Source organism: Pseudomonas baetica, assembly GCF_019733355.1.
In the GTDB taxonomy this organism is placed as follows: domain Bacteria; phylum Pseudomonadota; class Gammaproteobacteria; order Pseudomonadales; family Pseudomonadaceae; genus Aquipseudomonas; species Aquipseudomonas baetica_A.
The window spans coordinates 122,242-138,666 of sequence record NZ_JAIHLQ010000005.1 but is presented as its reverse complement, the minus strand read 5'-3'; the positions used below and the strand labels follow the sequence as shown (position 1 = coordinate 138,666).

General features: G+C 60.0%; 15 protein-coding genes. 10 read left to right on the top strand and 5 right to left on the bottom strand.

The genetic code is table 11. From position 1 onward, the window contains the following. The first annotated feature begins 10 nt into the window (after positions 1 to 10). From mrdA to K5E40_RS06560, 9 genes are all read left to right on the top strand, one after another. On the top strand, positions 11 to 1,906 hold the full coding sequence (gene mrdA, locus K5E40_RS06600; protein ID WP_221730190.1) for a penicillin-binding protein 2: 1,896 nt from the start codon (positions 11 to 13) through the stop codon (positions 1,904 to 1,906). Positions 1,907 to 1,937: 31 nt separating this feature from the next. Beyond that, entirely contained in the window at positions 1,938 to 3,041 is a 1,104-nt protein-coding gene (gene rodA, locus K5E40_RS06595; protein WP_221730279.1) for a rod shape-determining protein RodA, read from the top strand. A 17-nt stretch (positions 3,042 to 3,058) separates the two neighbouring features. Then, positions 3,059 to 4,069 carry a lytic murein transglycosylase B gene (gene mltB, locus K5E40_RS06590; RefSeq protein WP_221730189.1) on the top strand — a complete coding sequence of 337 codons (1,011 nt, stop codon included), beginning with the start codon at positions 3,059 to 3,061 and terminating at the stop codon, positions 4,067 to 4,069. Further along, entirely contained in the window at positions 4,069 to 5,079 is a 1,011-nt protein-coding gene (locus K5E40_RS06585; RefSeq protein WP_221730188.1) for a septal ring lytic transglycosylase RlpA family protein, read from the top strand. The genes mltB and K5E40_RS06585 overlap by 1 nt, the downstream gene beginning before the upstream one ends. A gap of 187 nt (positions 5,080 to 5,266) precedes the next feature. Then, complete coding sequence (locus K5E40_RS06580) at positions 5,267 to 6,424, top strand: D-alanyl-D-alanine carboxypeptidase family protein (protein WP_221730187.1); 1,158 nt, start codon at positions 5,267 to 5,269, stop codon at positions 6,422 to 6,424. Positions 6,425 to 6,504: 80 nt separating this feature from the next. Beyond that, positions 6,505 to 6,780, top strand: a complete 276-nt coding sequence (locus K5E40_RS06575; protein WP_221730186.1) for a DUF493 domain-containing protein — start codon at positions 6,505 to 6,507, stop codon at positions 6,778 to 6,780. Then, positions 6,780 to 7,427, top strand: a complete 648-nt coding sequence (gene lipB, locus K5E40_RS06570) for a lipoyl(octanoyl) transferase LipB (RefSeq protein ID WP_221730185.1) — start codon at positions 6,780 to 6,782, stop codon at positions 7,425 to 7,427. The genes K5E40_RS06575 and lipB overlap by 1 nt, the downstream gene beginning before the upstream one ends. 25 nt (positions 7,428 to 7,452) lie before the next feature. Beyond that, positions 7,453 to 8,451, top strand: coding sequence for a lipoyl synthase (lipA, locus tag K5E40_RS06565; RefSeq protein ID WP_167394918.1), 999 nt, complete (start codon positions 7,453 to 7,455; stop codon positions 8,449 to 8,451). A 174-nt stretch (positions 8,452 to 8,625) separates the two neighbouring features. Next, positions 8,626 to 9,576 (top strand): LD-carboxypeptidase, encoded by a 951-nt coding sequence (locus K5E40_RS06560; protein WP_221730184.1) that lies wholly within the window; start codon positions 8,626 to 8,628, stop codon positions 9,574 to 9,576. 133 nt (positions 9,577 to 9,709) lie between these two features. Here the strand turns inward: K5E40_RS06560 and K5E40_RS06555 are convergent, their stop codons facing one another. The 5 genes from K5E40_RS06555 to leuS form a co-directional block, all read right to left on the bottom strand. After that, on the bottom strand, positions 9,710 to 11,032 hold the full coding sequence (locus K5E40_RS06555; RefSeq protein ID WP_221730183.1) for a lytic murein transglycosylase: 1,323 nt from the start codon (positions 11,030 to 11,032) through the stop codon (positions 9,710 to 9,712). Between the two features lie 61 nt (positions 11,033 to 11,093). Beyond that, complete coding sequence (gene arfA / locus K5E40_RS06550; protein WP_003228536.1) at positions 11,094 to 11,258, bottom strand: alternative ribosome rescue factor ArfA; 165 nt, start codon at positions 11,256 to 11,258, stop codon at positions 11,094 to 11,096. A 200-nt stretch (positions 11,259 to 11,458) separates the two neighbouring features. Continuing rightward, entirely contained in the window at positions 11,459 to 12,496 is a 1,038-nt protein-coding gene (gene holA / locus K5E40_RS06545; protein WP_221730182.1) for a DNA polymerase III subunit delta, read from the bottom strand. A gap of 39 nt (positions 12,497 to 12,535) precedes the next feature. After that, a complete protein-coding gene (lptE, locus tag K5E40_RS06540) occupies positions 12,536 to 13,141 on the bottom strand; it encodes an LPS assembly lipoprotein LptE (protein WP_221730181.1) in 606 nt (201 codons plus the stop codon). Positions 13,142 to 13,228: 87 nt separating this feature from the next. Further along, positions 13,229 to 15,835 (bottom strand): leucine--tRNA ligase, encoded by a 2,607-nt coding sequence (gene leuS, locus K5E40_RS06535; protein WP_221730180.1) that lies wholly within the window; start codon positions 15,833 to 15,835, stop codon positions 13,229 to 13,231. A gap of 254 nt (positions 15,836 to 16,089) precedes the next feature. Here leuS and K5E40_RS06530 point away from each other — a divergent pair, with 254 nt between their 5' ends. Next, on the top strand, positions 16,090 to 16,413 hold the full coding sequence (locus tag K5E40_RS06530; protein WP_221730179.1) for a hypothetical protein: 324 nt from the start codon (positions 16,090 to 16,092) through the stop codon (positions 16,411 to 16,413). Positions 16,414 to 16,425 lie beyond the last annotated feature (12 nt).

Genomic DNA, 16,425 nt, shown 5'->3' with positions numbered 1-16,425 from the left:
GCCTGCCCTCATGTCTCAGCCGATCCGCATCAAGGACCACGAAAAAGACGCACGCCTGGTGCGTGGCCGCGTTGTGTTCGGGGCTTTTGTGGTGGTGGCGCTGATCTGCGTGCTTATCGCACGGCTTTATTTCTTGCAGGTGATCCAGTACGAGTACCACTCGACCCTCTCGGAGAACAACCGCGTCCATGTGCAGCCGATCCCGCCGACGCGTGGGCTGATTTTCGACCGCAATGGCGTGGTGGTGGCCGACAACCGTCCCAGCTTCAGCCTGAGCATGACCCGCGAGCGCTCCGGCGACTGGCAGCAAGTGCTCGACGTGATCGTCCAAGTGCTGGAACTGACGCCCGAAGACCGGGTGATCTTCGAGAAACGCATGCGTCAGGGGCGTCGGCCGTTCGAGCCGGTACCGATCCTGTTCGAGTTGACGGAGGAGCAGATCGCCCGCATCGCCGTGAACCAGTTCCGTCTGCCGGGCGTGGAAGTGATTGCGCAACTGGTCCGTCACTATCCGCAGGGCGCGCATTTTGCGCACTCGGTGGGCTACATGGGGCGGATCAACGAGAAAGAACTCAAAAGCCTCGACCCGGTCAACTACAGCGGCACCCATCACATCGGCAAGACCGGCATCGAGCGTTTCTACGAGCCGGAGTTACACGGTCAGGTGGGTTACGAGGAAGTCGAGACCAACGCCCGTGGCCGCGTCTTGCGTGTGCTCAAACGGACCGATCCGATTCCCGGCAAGGACATCGTTCTGAGCCTGGACATCAAGTTGCAGGAAGCCGCCGAGGCGGCATTGGGTGGGCGTCGCGGTGCGGTGGTCGCGCTCGATCCGAGAACTGGCGAAGTACTGGCGATGGTCAGTCAGCCGAGTTTTGACCCGAACCTGTTCGTTACGGGGATCAGCTTCAAGGCGTACGCCGAGTTGCGTGATTCCATTGACCGGCCTCTGTTCAACCGCGTGCTGCGCGGTTTGTACCCGCCGGGCTCGACGATCAAACCGGCGGTGGCGATTGCCGGTCTCGATTCGGGGGTTGTGACGGCGTCGAGCCGGGTGTTCGACCCGGGTTACTACATGCTGCCCAACTACGATCACAAATACCGCAACTGGAACCGCACCGGTGACGGCTTCGTCGACCTCGACACAGCGATCATGCGGTCCAACGACACCTACTTCTATGACTTGGCCCACAAGCTCGGCATTGATCGGCTGTCGGCTTACATGAACAAGTTCGGCATCGGCAAGAAGGTCTCGCTGGACATGTTCGAAGAGTCCCCAGGCCTGATGCCGTCGCGTGAGTGGAAGCGGGCGACACGCAAGCAAGCGTGGTTCCCCGGCGAGACGCTGATCCTGGGGATCGGCCAGGGCTATATGCAAGCGACGCCGCTTCAGTTGGCCCAAGCCACGGCGCTGGTAGCAAACAAAGGCGTGTGGAACCGGCCGCACCTGGCCAAAACCCTCGAAGGGGTTAAACCGGTGGACGAAAACCCGATGCCGGACATTATCCTGCGTGACCCGTCAGACTGGAACAAGGTCAACCACGGCATGCAGCAGGTGATGCACGGTGCACGGGGCACCGCGCGCAAAGCGGCAATCGGTGCGCAATACCGGATCGCCGGCAAATCGGGTACCGCTCAGGTGGTCGCGATCAAGCAGGGTGAAAAGTACGACCGCTCCAAGGTTCAGGAGCGCCATCGCGACCACGCGTTGTTCGTCGGTTTCGCCCCGGCCGACGATCCACGAATCGTCGTGTCGGTGATGGTTGAGAACGGTGAGTCCGGCTCCGGTGTTGCCGCGCCCGTAGTGCGTCAGGTCATGGACGCCTGGTTGCTGGATCAGGACGGACATTTGAAGGCCGAATACGCCAGTCCAATCAGTGCGGAGGCTACGGCCCGTGATGAATAATTTTGATCGCATGCTCTCCAGCGAGGATGTGATGCGTCGCCGAGCGACGTTGCTGCAAAAACTGCATATCGATGGCCCATTGTTGATCCTGCTGCTGATTCTCGCCGCCGGCAGCCTGTTCGTGCTGTATTCGGCCAGCGGCAAGAACTGGGATCTGCTGGCCAAACAGGCCACTTCGTTCGGCATCGGCCTGGTGTCGATGATCGTCATCGCCCAGTTCGAACCGCGCTTCATGGCCCGTTGGGTGCCGCTCGGCTATGTGATCGGGGTGGTGCTGCTGATGGTGGTGGACATCATGGGCCACAACGCCATGGGCGCGACACGCTGGATCAACATTCCCGGGGTGATCCGCTTCCAGCCCTCCGAGTTCATGAAAATCCTCATGCCGGCGACCATCGCCTGGTATTTGTCGAAGCGGACATTGCCGCCACAACTCAAGCATGTCGGCATCAGTTTGATGCTGATCGGGGTGCCGTTCATTCTGATCGTGCGTCAGCCGGACCTCGGTACTTCGCTGCTGATTCTGGCGGGCGGAGCGTTCGTGCTGTTCATGGGCGGGTTGCGCTGGCGCTGGATTCTCAGTGTGTTGGCCGCCGCCGTACCCGTGGCGGTCGCCATGTGGTTTTTCATCATGCACGACTACCAGAAGCAGCGAATCCTGACGTTCCTTGACCCGGAAAGCGACCCGCTTGGTACGGGCTGGAACATCATTCAGTCGAAAGCGGCGATCGGTTCCGGCGGCGTGTTCGGCAAGGGCTGGCTGCTCGGTACCCAATCGCATCTGGACTTCCTGCCTGAAAGTCACACCGACTTCATCATCGCGGTACTTGGCGAAGAGTTCGGTCTGGTGGGCATTTGCGTGCTGCTGCTGATCTATCTTTTGTTGATCGGCCGGGGACTGGTCATCACGGCACAGGCACAAACATTGTTCGGCAAATTGCTCGCCGGTGCGTTGACCATGACGTTTTTTGTTTACGTTTTCGTCAACATCGGTATGGTCAGTGGCCTGTTACCGGTTGTAGGGGTGCCGTTGCCGTTCATTAGCTACGGAGGAACTTCGCTGGTGACACTGCTGTCAGCGTTTGGGGTTTTGATGTCGATCCATACCCATCGCAAGTGGATCGCGCAGGTTTGAATAAGGTGAAGATTTCAATGCAAGTAATGCGTGGCTGGGCGACTCGATGCGCGCCGTGGGTTGGCCTGGTAGGCATCCTCGGTAGCGTGCAGGAAGCGCTGGCCGGCGAATACGAAGGCTCGCCACAGGTGGCCGAGTTCGTCGGTGAAATGACCCGCGACTACGGCTTTGCCGGTGAGCAACTGATGGGTGTGTTTCGCGAGGCGCAGCGCAAGCAGTCGATTCTCGACGCCATCTCCCGGCCCGCCGAGCGGGTCAAGCAGTGGAAAGAATACCGTCCGATGTTCATCACGGACGCACGTATCGCCCGTGGTGTCGACTTCTGGCGTCAGCATGAGGCCACGCTGGCCCGTGCCGAGCAGGAGTACGGCGTGCCGGCGCAAGTCATCGTGTCGATCATTGGCGTTGAAACCTTTTTCGGACGTAATACCGGTAATTTCCGGGTGATCGACGCCTTGTCCACGCTCGGATTCGACTATCCTCCCCGTGCCGAATTTTTCCGCAAGGAACTGCGTGAGTTCCTGCTGCTGGCGCGCGAAGAGCAGGTCGACCCATTGACCCTGAAAGGCTCTTACGCAGGTGCCATGGGCCTGCCGCAGTTCATGCCGAGCAGCTTTCGCGCCTATGCGGTGGATTTTGACGGCGATGGTCACATCAATATCTGGACCAATCCGGATGATGCGATCGGCAGCGTCGCGAGTTATTTCAAACGTCACGGTTGGGTTGCCGGCGAGCCGGTGGTCAGCCGTGCAGACGTACGTGGCGAGCAGGTCGATGAAGGCCTGACCACGGGTATCGAGCCGACGAAAACCGTTGGGGAGTTGCGAGCGCTGGGCTGGTCGAGTCATGATGCGCTGCGCGATGACATGCCAGTCACTGCATTTCGTCTCGAGGGCGAAAACGGCCCTGAATACTGGATGGGCCTGAAGAATTTCTACGCGATCACGCGTTATAACCGCAGCGTGATGTACGCCATGGCCGTACATCAACTGTCTGAAAAGCTGGTACAAGCACGGGGCGTCAAGTAATGCGGGCATTGCCTATCAATAAACCCCTGAAACTGGTGGCTTTCGCTGCGCTGGCAGTGCTGGTTGCCAGTTGTTCGACCAGTCGTTCCCCGACTCAAAAGACACCGTCTACCGCTGTGCGTGCGCAGCCGGGTCTGGACATCAACCGTGCCCACAAAGACGGCGCGCCTTGGTGGGACGTCGATGTCTCGCGCATCCCTGATGCCACGCCGACCCTGCACACCGGCCCGTACAAGGCCAACCCTTACACGGTGCTGGGCAAAACCTATTTCCCGTTGCAAGAGTCAAAGTCGTATGTCGCTTCTGGCACAGCGTCCTGGTATGGCACCAAGTTCCATGGCCAGAACACCGCCAACGGCGAGGTCTATGACCTGTACGGCATGAGTGCCGCCCACAAGACCTTGCCTCTGCCAAGTTACGTTCGGGTGACCAACCTGGACAACAACAAGAGCGTGATTCTGCGGGTCAACGACCGCGGCCCGTTCTACTCCGACCGCATCATCGATTTGTCCTACGCTGCCGCCAAGAAGCTGGGTTACGCCGAATCCGGTACCGCGCGGGTCAAGGTCGAAGGCATTGATCCGCAACAATGGTGGGCTGCCAAGGGCCGTCCGGCACCTTTGATGCTCAACGAGCCGCAAGTCGCGCAAAATAGCGCCCCGGTGATCACGGCCTCGGCCGGCACCGTCGAGCAATGGACGCCGCCGGTGCAGCAACACGCTGCGGCCGTCGTGCCGGTTCAGCTCGATGCAAAAAAAAACGCTTCTGCACCAGCGTCTGGCCAGTATCTGCAGGTGGGCGCGTTCGCCAACCCGGACGCTGCAGAACTCCTGAGGGCGAAGCTCAGCGGAATGGTGAGCGCTCCGGTGTTCATCAGCTCGATCGTGCGCAATCAGCAGACCCTGCACCGGGTACGTCTGGGGCCGATCGGTTCGCCGGGTGAGATTGCCCAGGTACAGAACAGCGTCCGCCTGGCCAACCTTGGTTCGCCAAGTGTGGTTTCGGAGTAAGCAATACGCAGGACTTGATTGACGATTCACCAGCGATTGGGGGGTGAATCAGGTTGTTGGCTCGTCGAAGAATAAAAGCCCGGCAAGGGTGACTGGAGTGAGCAACTGAACACGCGATGGCCCGTTAGAAGGCTGTCTGAATAGTTTTGCCCTAGGGCAAGTTTCCATTAGCGATTTCGAGAGACGGATGAACATCACCACCTTTGCCAAACGCCTGTGTCTGCTAGTCCCGCTGCTCCTCTCGCCCGCCGCCTTCGCGGCCGAGATGATGCCGTCGCCACCTCAACTGGCCGCCAAAGCCTACGTCCTGATGGACGCCAGCAGCGGCAACGTGCTGGTAGAAAACAACGGTGATCAGCGTCTGCCGCCGGCCAGCCTGACCAAACTGATGACGGCATACATCGCTACGCTGGAAATCCGTCGCGGCCAGATCGGTGAAAACGATCCGGTTACCGTCAGCGAAAACGCCTGGCGCACCGGCGGATCGCGGATGTTCATCAAGGTGGGTTCGCAGGTCACTGTCAGCGACCTGCTGCACGGCATCATCATTCAGTCCGGCAACGACGCGAGCGTGGCGCTGTCCGAGCACATCGCCGGCAGCGAAGACGCCTTCGCCGACCTGATGAACAAAACCGCTTCGGAACTGGGCATGACCAATTCCCACTTCATGAACCCGACCGGTCTGCCGAATCCTGAGCACTATTCGTCGGCTCACGACATGGCGATCCTGGCTCGCGCGATCATCCACGAAGACCCGGCTCACTATGCGATCTATTCGCAGAAAGAGTTCTTCTGGAATGGCATCAAGCAGCCTAACCGCAACCTGCTGCTGTGGCGTGACAAGACCGTTGACGGTCTGAAAACCGGCCACACCGAAGAAGCCGGCTACTGCATGGTGTCCTCGGCTGTGCGCGACGGCCAGCGCCTGATCGCCGTCGTGTTCGGCACCAACAGCGAAGTGGCTCGCGCCGCTGAAACCCAGAAGCTGCTGACCTACGGTTTCCGCTTCTTTGAAACCCAGACCTTCTATCAGAAAGGTACTGAACTGGCTCAGGCCCCGGTGTGGAAAGGCACCACCAATCAAGTCAAGGCCGGCCTGGCTGAAGACCTGACCATGACCCTGCCCAAAGGTCAGCTGAAAAAGCTTGCGGCCAGCATGACCATGAACCCACAACTGACCGCGCCAATCGCCAAGGGCGACGTGATCGGTAAAGTCGAAGTGAAACTGGAAGACAAGGTTGTGCACAGCGCCGACCTGATCGCTCTGGACGCTGTCGAGGAGGGTGGTATCTTCCGCCGCATGTGGGATAGCATCCGTCTATTCTTCTACGGCTTGTTCAACTGATTTAGTGTTGACCTGCATGGCCCTGCTCTTATCCGGTGCGGGGCCATGCGCGTTACCACGGCTTAAGAGGCCGTTACGCCATGACCGATACCGAAGTAAAGGCGCCAAAGATCGAATTTCCCCAGACTGATTACCCGATCAAGGTGATCAGCGACACTGGCGTTGGCAACAAAGACAAGATCATCGCAATCGTCACAAAGCACGCGACCATCAATGATGAGCGCATCGACGAACGTCAAAGCACCAACGGCAAATACACGACTATCCAGTTGCACATCATCGCCACCGGTCAAGAACAGCTGTACGACATTAACAGCGAGTTGCGTGCGACCGGTTTCGTGCACATGGTGCTGTGATGTCTGGCACGCTGGGCTTTCGTGAGCTCGGCCAGATGGCTTATGAGCCGGTCTGGCATGCCATGCAACGGTTTACCAACGAACGCGGCAGCGATGCCGCTGACGAAATCTGGCTCGTTGAGCACCCTCCGGTGTTCACTCAGGGCCAGGCCGGCAAGGCCGAACACTTGTTGCTGCCGGGGGATATCCCGGTGGTGCAGGTCGATCGCGGCGGGCAGGTGACCTATCATGGCCCCGGCCAATTGGTGGCCTACTTGCTGCTGGATGTACGCAAGCTGGGTTTCGGCGTGCGTGATCTGGTGAGTCGCATGGAGCTTTGCCTGATCGAACTGCTGGCCAGCTACGGGGTGACCGCAGCGGCCAAGCCAGACGCTCCCGGCGTGTACGTCGATGGCGCGAAAATCGCTTCTCTGGGTTTGCGGATTCGCCGCGGTTGTTCCTTTCATGGCCTGGCTCTGAACGTGGATATGAACCTGGAACCGTTTCGACGGATTAATCCCTGCGGCTATGCCGGGCTGGCGATGACCCAGCTGAGCGATCACGCAGGATCGATTGAATTTGCCGAGGTAAGTGCCCGGCTGCGCGCGCAGCTCGTCAAACACCTCGACTATGCTGAGCAGACGACCCTGACGGGCGGAATCGACTGATATGACTACTGATGCAGTGCAAACCATGATCCCGACGCTCGACGTGACCGAGCGCCCGGCCCCGCGTCCCAAGGTTGAAGCCGGCGTCAAGCTGCGCGGCGCCGAAAAGGTTGCACGCATTCCGGTAAAGATCATTCCGACCACCGAATTGCCGAAGAAGCCTGACTGGATTCGTGTGCGCATCCCGGTTTCCCCGGAAGTCGACCGTATCAAGAGCCTGCTGCGCAAACACAAGCTGCACAGCGTTTGCGAAGAAGCATCCTGCCCGAACCTGGGCGAGTGCTTCTCCGGTGGCACCGCGACGTTCATGATCATGGGTGACATCTGCACCCGTCGCTGCCCGTTCTGCGACGTTGGCCACGGTCGTCCGAAACCATTGGACGTCAACGAACCGCAAAGCCTGGCCATTGCCATCGCCGACCTGAAGCTCAAGTACGTGGTGATCACTTCGGTTGACCGCGACGACCTGCGCGACGGCGGTGCCCAGCACTTTGCCGACTGCATCCGCGAGATCCGCAAGCTGTCGCCGAACGTGCAGCTGGAAACCCTGGTCCCGGATTACCGTGGCCGCATGGACGTCGCCCTGGAAATCACTGCAGCCGAGCCGCCAGATGTGTTCAACCACAACCTGGAAACCGTGCCGCGCCTGTACAAGGCTGCGCGTCCGGGTTCGGACTACCAGTGGTCGCTGACCCTGCTGCAACGCTTCAAGCAGATGATGCCGCACATCCCGACCAAATCCGGCCTGATGCTGGGTCTGGGCGAGACTGACGAAGAAGTCATCGAAGTCATGAAGCGCATGCGCGAACACGACATCGACATGCTGACGCTGGGCCAGTACCTGCAACCGTCGCGCAGCCACTTGCCGGTGCAGCGTTTTGTGCACCCGGACACCTTCGCCTGGTTCGCCGAAGAAGGTTACAAGATGGGCTTCAAGAACGTTGCGTCGGGTCCGTTGGTGCGGTCTTCGTACCACGCTGACGAGCAGGCGAAGCTGGTCAAGGCTGAGCTGCTGGGTTCCTGATCCGGCAATGATGGACAAAAAATGCCCGCAAGGCTTCAAGCCCTGCGGGCATTTTTTTGCCTGCCCTGCAACGGGCGTTTAATTTTCCTGCAACCTGCGGGCGACTGACGCTCTTCTGTTTGTCGCCGTTCCTGACTACTGTGTGAGCACGACTTCACGCAGGGAGATCCATGGATGACCGTTCGACCGACCCATACACTTTTTCCCCACAGAGCCGTCCCGGCGCTGCCGTCCGAAGGACTGATCGGCGTTATCGCGCCGGCCGGCCCCGGTGCGCTGGACACCGAAAAAGCTGTGCAATGGATGCGCGCCCGGGGTTATGGGCTGAAGGTATTTCCCGGTGTCTACGAGAAGGACGGCTATCTCGCTGGCAGCGATGACGTGCGCCTCAACGATCTGCACGCCGCGTTCGCTGACCCCGAGGTCGACGCGATCATCTGCTTGCGCGGCGGCTACGGTACACCGCGCCTGCTGGACCGGATTGATTTCGACCTGTTGAGCCGTCATGCCAAGCCGTTTGTAGGCTACAGCGACATCACTGCGTTGCATCTGGCCATCAGTCGTTACGCAGGATTTGTGACCTTTCATGGGCCGTTGCTCAATGCCGATTTGTTAGGCGACAAAGAGCCTCCGACGGTGACGTCGTTCTTCGCCATGCTGCGCGGCCAATTGAAGGCGGGGAGTGTGCTGAGCCATCCGGCGGCTTATCCGTTGACCACGGTCGAACCCGGCGTCGCCCATGGGCGCTTGCTTGGCGGCAATCTGGCGATGATTGCTGCGACCCTGGGTACGCCTTTTGAAATCGATGTTGAAGGGGTGATTCTGCTCATCGAGGACATCAACGAACCGTTGTATCGCATCGACCGCTTACTGACGCAGATGCGTCTGGCCGGCAAATTGGCCAGGTTGCGCGGTGTGTTGGTCGGGGATGTCGCGGGGGTGGATATCGACGCGTTGAACCGCTTGCTCAAGCAGACCTTTGAACCGTTGCGGATTCCGGTGTTGTCCGGGTGGCGCAGCGGGCATTGTGATCCGAACCTGACGTTGCCGCTGGGGGCTTTGGTGCGGCTGGATGCGGGGAAAAAAGAACTGATGCTGGAGCAGGATGTGGTTGTCCGTCGGTAGATAAGCACCGCCAGTCAATCAGCCTTCGCGAGCAAGCCAGCTCCCACATTCGACCGCATTCTGGTGTTGGAACGCGGTCAACTGTGGGGACGGGCTTGCTCGCGAAAGCGATATGCGCCTTGCGAAAATCTGACTACTGGGTACGAAGGCTCTCAAGCAGCTTGTGCGTCGGATACCCGTCCGCCGGCCAGCCAAATGCCTGCTGCGCACTGCGAATCGCTTTGCGCGTATTGGCGCCGATGATCCCGTCGGCCGTACCGGCATCGTAATTGCGCGCACTCAGCAAGCTTTGCAGCTCAACCCGCTCGGTACGGCTCAATGGCAGATCGTCTTTTGGCCAAGTGCCGTTGATCAAACCGCCACCACTGAAGCGCTCCGACAACAGGCTGACCGCCAACGCGTACGACGAAGAGTTGTTGTACTTGAGGATCGCCCGGAAGTTGTCGAGGATCAGGAATGCCGGGCCACGATAACCGGCGGGCAGCAGCAGCGCGGCAGGCAGTTGTTCGGTACCTGCGGGCACTTGACCACCATTGGGCATGATCACGCCCAGTTGACGCCACTCAGCCACGCTTTTGCGAATGGCACCGTCAGCGAGCGTGTAATTGAAGCTGCCTGGGAGTTGTACTTCGAAGCCCCAAGGTTGGCCGCGCTGCCAGCCGGAGCTTTGCAGGTAATGTGCAGTCGAGGCCAGCGCGTCGGCCGGACTGCCCCAGATGTCGCGACGACCGTCACCATCGAAATCCACGGCGTGGGTGTTGTAGGTGGTCGGGATGAACTGGGTCTGCCCCATCGCGCCAGCCCATGAACCGAGCATTTTCTCTGGCGTGATATCACCCTGTTGCAGAATTTGCAGGGCGGCGATCAATTGCGCATGGGCAAAGCCCGGCCGACGGCCTTCGTAAGCGAGGGTGGCCAACGAATTGATGACCGACTTGCTGCCCTGGAACTGACCGAAGTTGCTTTCCATCCCCCACACTGACACCAGCGCCTGACGATCCACGCCATAACGCTGTTCGATGCTTTGCAGAATGTCGGCGTACTGGTTGATCAGCGCCTGGCCTTTGCGCACCCGCAGCGGCGAGAGCGCGCCGTCGAGGTACTCCCATACGGGGCGTGAGAACTCCGGCTGACTGCGGTCGGCGCGAATAACGCTGGCGTCGAAGCTGACATTGGCAAACGCGCGATCAAACAGATCGGCGCGGATCCCGGCGGCCAGCGCATCCTTGCGGAAACCGGCCTGCCATTCGGCAAAGGTCTGGGTCGGCTGAAGATCGAGAGGGTCGGCGGACGGCACTACCGGCGGGATGATCGCTGGGGCCGTGGCGACAGGGGCGGCTTGGAGAGGTTGGGCGTCGGCGGCGGTGGGTTTTTCCGCGCAGGCGACAAGCAGGATGAAGCTTGTGGCGGCGATCAATTGGCGAACGGGCCAACGACGGGAAAGACTGAAGGGCATGCACAGTTCCAGGGGATACGAATCAGGAGCAGACCTTAACATGACCGAGGGGTACTGCGCTTCAAGCAGCCAGAAAGTAAGAAGCCTCCCAGCTGTCAGACTGGAAGGCTTCGCGGCGATAGCTGCCTTTCCCCTTGGTTGGTCGTTCCTGGCGGCTGCGGAACAGGGGTTGGGCGATGATGGATTTGGCCTTGTTCGGGCCATGTTTCGATGGCTTTTTGCTCATGACGGATCTCTCGGTGGGTGAGTGTTGCGGGGCGAATAATCTGCCGATGTTGGACGTCTGTCCAGTCTCTGTTGTGTAGGAATGTTCTGATGCTTTCGCGAGCAAGCCCGCTCCCACATTCGACCGAGTTCCCGCTATGAGAATGCAGTCAAGTGTGGGAGCGGGCTTGCTCGCGAAGGGCCGTTGTGCGGTTGAACGACTTACTCGGCAGGCAACGAAAGGCGCTGACCGGCCATCAACAACGCCAACCGGCTCAGGCTCATCCACGGCGACCCGGCAGCCTGGCCCTTGATCTGCGCATCGATGCGCTGAGCTTCGAGCAACAACTGTGCCCAGCGTTGCGCCGAGTAGCGTTGCAGGGCTTTGCTCATCAAGGGTTTGCGCTTGTCCCAGACCGGCGGTTTCGCTTGACTGAAGGCCTTGTCCAGGGGAGTGCCCTGGCTGTATTGCAACGAGATATTAGCCAGCAGGCGTAGCTCTCGCGCCAATGCCCAGAGAATCACGGGCGGCTCGACACCTTCACCGCGCAGCCCTTCGAGCATGCGCAAGGCGTGAGCCGGTTCGCCGTTGAGCACGGCGTCGGTCAAGCCAAACACGTCGAAGCGGGCACTGTCCGCGACAGCGGCTTGCACCGTTTCGACGGTGATTTGCCCGCCTTCGGCCATCAGTTTGAGCTTTTCGATTTCCTGCGCGGCGGCGAGCAAGTTGCCCTCCACGCGTGCGGCAATCAGTTCGACGGCGTCCTGGCTGGCCGACAATCCGGCTTGAGACAAGCGCTGACGAATCCAGCTGGGCAGTTGATTGGCATCCACCGGCCATATCTGGATGAACTGGGTCTGTTGGCCTTCAACCAGTGCCTTGCCCCACTTGGTCTTCTGCGCACTGCCATCAAGCTTGGGCAAGCTGATCAGCAACACCGTGTCTTCAGCGGGACGCGAACAGTATTCGATGAACGCAGCCGCGCCCTTGTCACCGGGTTTGCCTGATGGCAGACGCAGTTCCAGCAGGCGCTTTTCAGCGAACAACGACATGCTGGCACCGGCCTGCAACAACGTGCCCCAATCGAAATTGGCGTCGGCGGCAAATACCTGACGTTCGTCAAAACCTTGTTGGCGGGCAGCACGGCGGATGGCGTCGGCGGCTTCCTGACACAGCAGCGGGTCATCGCCGCTGATGATGTAGACCGGCGCAAGGGAGCCCTGCAGGTGTTTGCTGAGTTGAGCGGGAGCGAGCTTCATAAGATCGGTCGAACGGGGCGCCTGAGCGCCCCGAACGTCTTACTGCTGCGGTACTTCGAGCGGCGACTGACGCGGGGTTTGCGCTTCAGCCTTTTGCGCCGCTTCGAGCGCGTCGGCTTCTGCCTTGGCCCGGTCATTGGCGGCTTGCTGCAGTTGCTGCAGTTGGTCCGGAGTCAGCTGTTGCAAGCGCAGCATCATGCGCTGAACCAGTTCGCGGCGGGTCTCGCGACGGGCGTCGTTGGCTTCCTGATCGGAGCCGACGAGGTTGTTGCCGTCGTGAATGAACACTTTCTGCACTTCAAGTTTGTCGCTCAGCAGCGAAAGGTTTTTGTCACCACGGATGTCGTAGCTCAGGACAGTGCTGACCTGATACTCGCCCGTACGGCCGGCACCGGCGTAGCTGAGGATGCGCTGGCTTTCCTGCTCGTCAGCCAGATAGAGCTTGTACGGCGCGCCGCTGTAAACCTTGACGCCGCTGGACTCCAGTACCTGACGCAGTTGCGTGACGGTATCGCCGTAGGCGTTGCGGGCACTCAGGTCGAGTTCCTTGATCGCCAGTTCGTTGGTGCCGGTACCGCGCAGCTGGAAACCACAGGCGCTCAACAGGACGGCGAGGCCCATCACCAGCAGATTGCGTTTGATCATTGTGTTGCTCCCCTTGAAACCAGGTGGGCCGACCGTGCGGCCCGAAAGGTTTTACTCGGCGCCAGGCGAACCTGACGCCCGATCCAATTAGCTGGCGACAATATTGACCAGTTTCCCGGGCACTACGATCACTTTACGAATAGTCAGGCCGTCGACGAAGCGCAGTACGTTTTCGTTGGCGCGCGCTGCCGCTTCGACTTCTTCACGGGTTGCGCTGGCCGGCATGTCGATCTGGCCACGCAGCTTGCCGTTCACTTGAATGACCAGTTGCAGGCTGTCTTGTACCAGCGCGCTGTCATCCACCGCCGGCCAGCCAGCGTCGATCACGGCGTCAGCGTGACCCAAGTGATTCCACAGCTCGTGGCTGATGTGCGGCGTGATCGGAGCCAACAGCAGTGTGACGGCTTCCAGGCCTTCGTGAATCAGCGCGCGGTCCTGTTCGGTGCCTTGCGCGGCTTTTTCCAGCACGTTCATCAGCGTCATCACTTGAGCGATGGCAGTGTTGAATTTGTGGTTCTGGCCGACGTCGTGGCTGGCCTGTTTGATGGCCAGGTGGATCGCACGGCGAACGGCTTTCTGCTCGTCGTTCAGGCTGGCGATGTCCAGTTTGCCCGGCAGGCCCTGAGTAACGTGGGCTTGAGCCAGACGCCAGACGCGCTTGAGGAAGCGGTGCGAACCCTCTACGCCGGAGTCTGACCATTCAGCGCTCATGTCGGGCGGCGAGGCGAACATCATGAACAGGCGGCAGGTGTCTGCGCCGAACTGATCGATCATCGACTGCGGGTCGACGCCGTTGTTCTTCGACTTGGCCATCTTCTCGGTACCGCCGATTTCCACCGGCAGGCCGTCGGATTTCAACTTGGCGCTGATCACTTTCGCTTTGCTGTCACGCTCGAGTTCGACGTCTGCCGGGTTGAACCAGGTGTAAGCACCATTGGCTTCGCGGCGGTAGTAAGTCTCGGCGATCACCATGCCCTGGGTCAGCAGGTTCTTGAACGGCTCGTTGGAGCTCACCAGACCTTCGTCACGCATCAGCTTGTGGAAGAAGCGCGCGTAGAGCAGGTGCAGGATGGCGTGTTCGATACCGCCGATGTACTGATCCACCGGCAGCCAGTGGTCGGCTGCGGATTTTTCGACCAGGCCACCTTCAAAGTGCGGCGAGGCATAACGGGCGTAGTACCACGACGACTCGACGAAGGTGTCCATGGTGTCGGTTTCACGCTTGGCAGGCTGGCCACATTTCGGGCAGCTGCACTCGTAAAACTCGGGCATGCGTGCCAGCGGCGAACCGGCGCCATCCGGCACCACGTCTTCCGGCAACACGACGGGCAGTTGATCTTCCGGTACCGGCACGTCACCGCACGCATCGCAGTGGATGATCGGGATCGGGCAGCCCCAGTAGCGCTGACGGCTGATGCCCCAGTCGCGCAGGCGGAACTGGGTGCGCGAGGCGCCGAGTTCTTTCTTGATCAGGGCCACTTCCATGGCGTCGAACGCGCCCGCGAAGTCCAGACCGTCGAACTCGCCGGAATTGATCAGGGTGCCGTGCTCGCCGTAGGCGTCTTGCCACGGGGCCGGGTTGGTCTCGCCGGAGCTGGTACGCACGACCGATTTGATCGGCAGGTTGTACTTGTGGGCAAACTCGAAATCACGCTCGTCGTGAGCCGGCACCGCCATGACCGCGCCGTCGCCGTAGTGCATCAGCACATAGTTGGCGACCCAGACCGGGAGTTTTTCACCGGTCAGCGGGTGCTCGACGAACAGGCCGGTCGGCAGGCCTTTTTTCTCTTGAGTGGCGACGTCGGCTTCAGCGACGCTGCCGCCCTTGCATTCAGCGATGAACGCTTGCAGCTCAGGGTTGTTCTGCGCAGCCAGAGTGGCCAGATGATGCTCGGCAGCCACGGCGACGTAGGTCGCGCCGATCAGGGTGTCCGGACGGGTAGTGAAGACTTTCAATACGCCGCTTTCGCCGATGGAATCGACGTTGTATGGGAACTGCACTTCCATGCCGCGGGATTTGCCGATCCAGTTGCGCTGCATGGTCTTGACCTGTTCAGGCCAGCCAGTCAGTTCGTCGAGGCTTTCCAGCAGCTCATCCGCGTACGCGGTGATCTTGAAGTAGTACATCGGGATTTCGCGCTTTTCGATCAGCGCGCCAGAACGCCAGCCGCGACCGTCGATCACCTGCTCGTTGGCCAGAACGGTCTGATCGACCGGGTCCCAGTTCACGGTGCCGCTTTTTTTGTAAATCACGCCTTTTTCGAACAGGCGGGTGAACAGCCATTGTTCCCAGCGGTAGTAATCCGGTTTGCAGGTGGTGACTTCGCGGGCCCAGTCCACCGCCAGGCCCAGGCTGCGCAGCTGGGATTTCATGTAGGCGATGTTTTCGTAGGTCCACTTGGCCGGGGCTACGTTGTTCTTCATCGCGGCGTTTTCCGCCGGCATGCCGAAGGCGTCCCAACCCATCGGTTGCAGAACGTTCTTGCCTTGCATGCGCTGGTAGCGGGAGATCACGTCGCCGATGGTGTAGTTGCGCACGTGCCCCATGTGTAGCTTGCCGCTGGGGTAAGGGAACATCGACAGGCAGTAGAAAGTCTCCTTGCCTGGCTGTTCACTGACTTCAAAGGACTTTTGCTCATCCCAGAACGACTGGGCGGCGGCTTCGATCTCACGGGGCTGATATTGTTCGTGCATGGCTACTTTTGTACTGGATAGGGGTGGCCTAATCCTCTTCAACGCGGCATTCGGGATGGCCCGGACGAGCTGGAAGTGGAATGACAGGAAGCGCCGTAGCATACATGACCGCGCTTGGCCTAGGGAAACCCTGATTACAGCTGTTTGGCCCGGTCAATCCGTGGCGAGGGCCGTTGGTCGCGGCGTGCAGCCGGTTTGTGCAGCGAAGCTAAGCTCTAACTGGGGAGTGAGTCTTATCTTCAATGAGGTGAGGGATGGTGGAGTCACAGCAAAAAAACGTTACTAAACCCGAGTTGTACGAACGGTTGATGGATCGTCTGGGCATGGCTCTGGACGCTGCAAAAACCGCTGGCCGGCTGCGCGATGAGCGCCCCCTGGAACTGGAATTGCGTGGCTTGAGCCCCGCCGAGTTCGAACTGGTCAAGGCTTATCTGGATCGCCGCGAACGTGAAACGCACGGATGCTTGTCGCAGGCAGTGAAGCAGCTCGATGCAACACATTCAGCCAAGGTCATCTGGCTCAAGGACCGGACGCCCGGCAGAGACACCGTCAAGGTTCGCTCTTTGCAGGCCAAGTAAGCGCATGGCAGG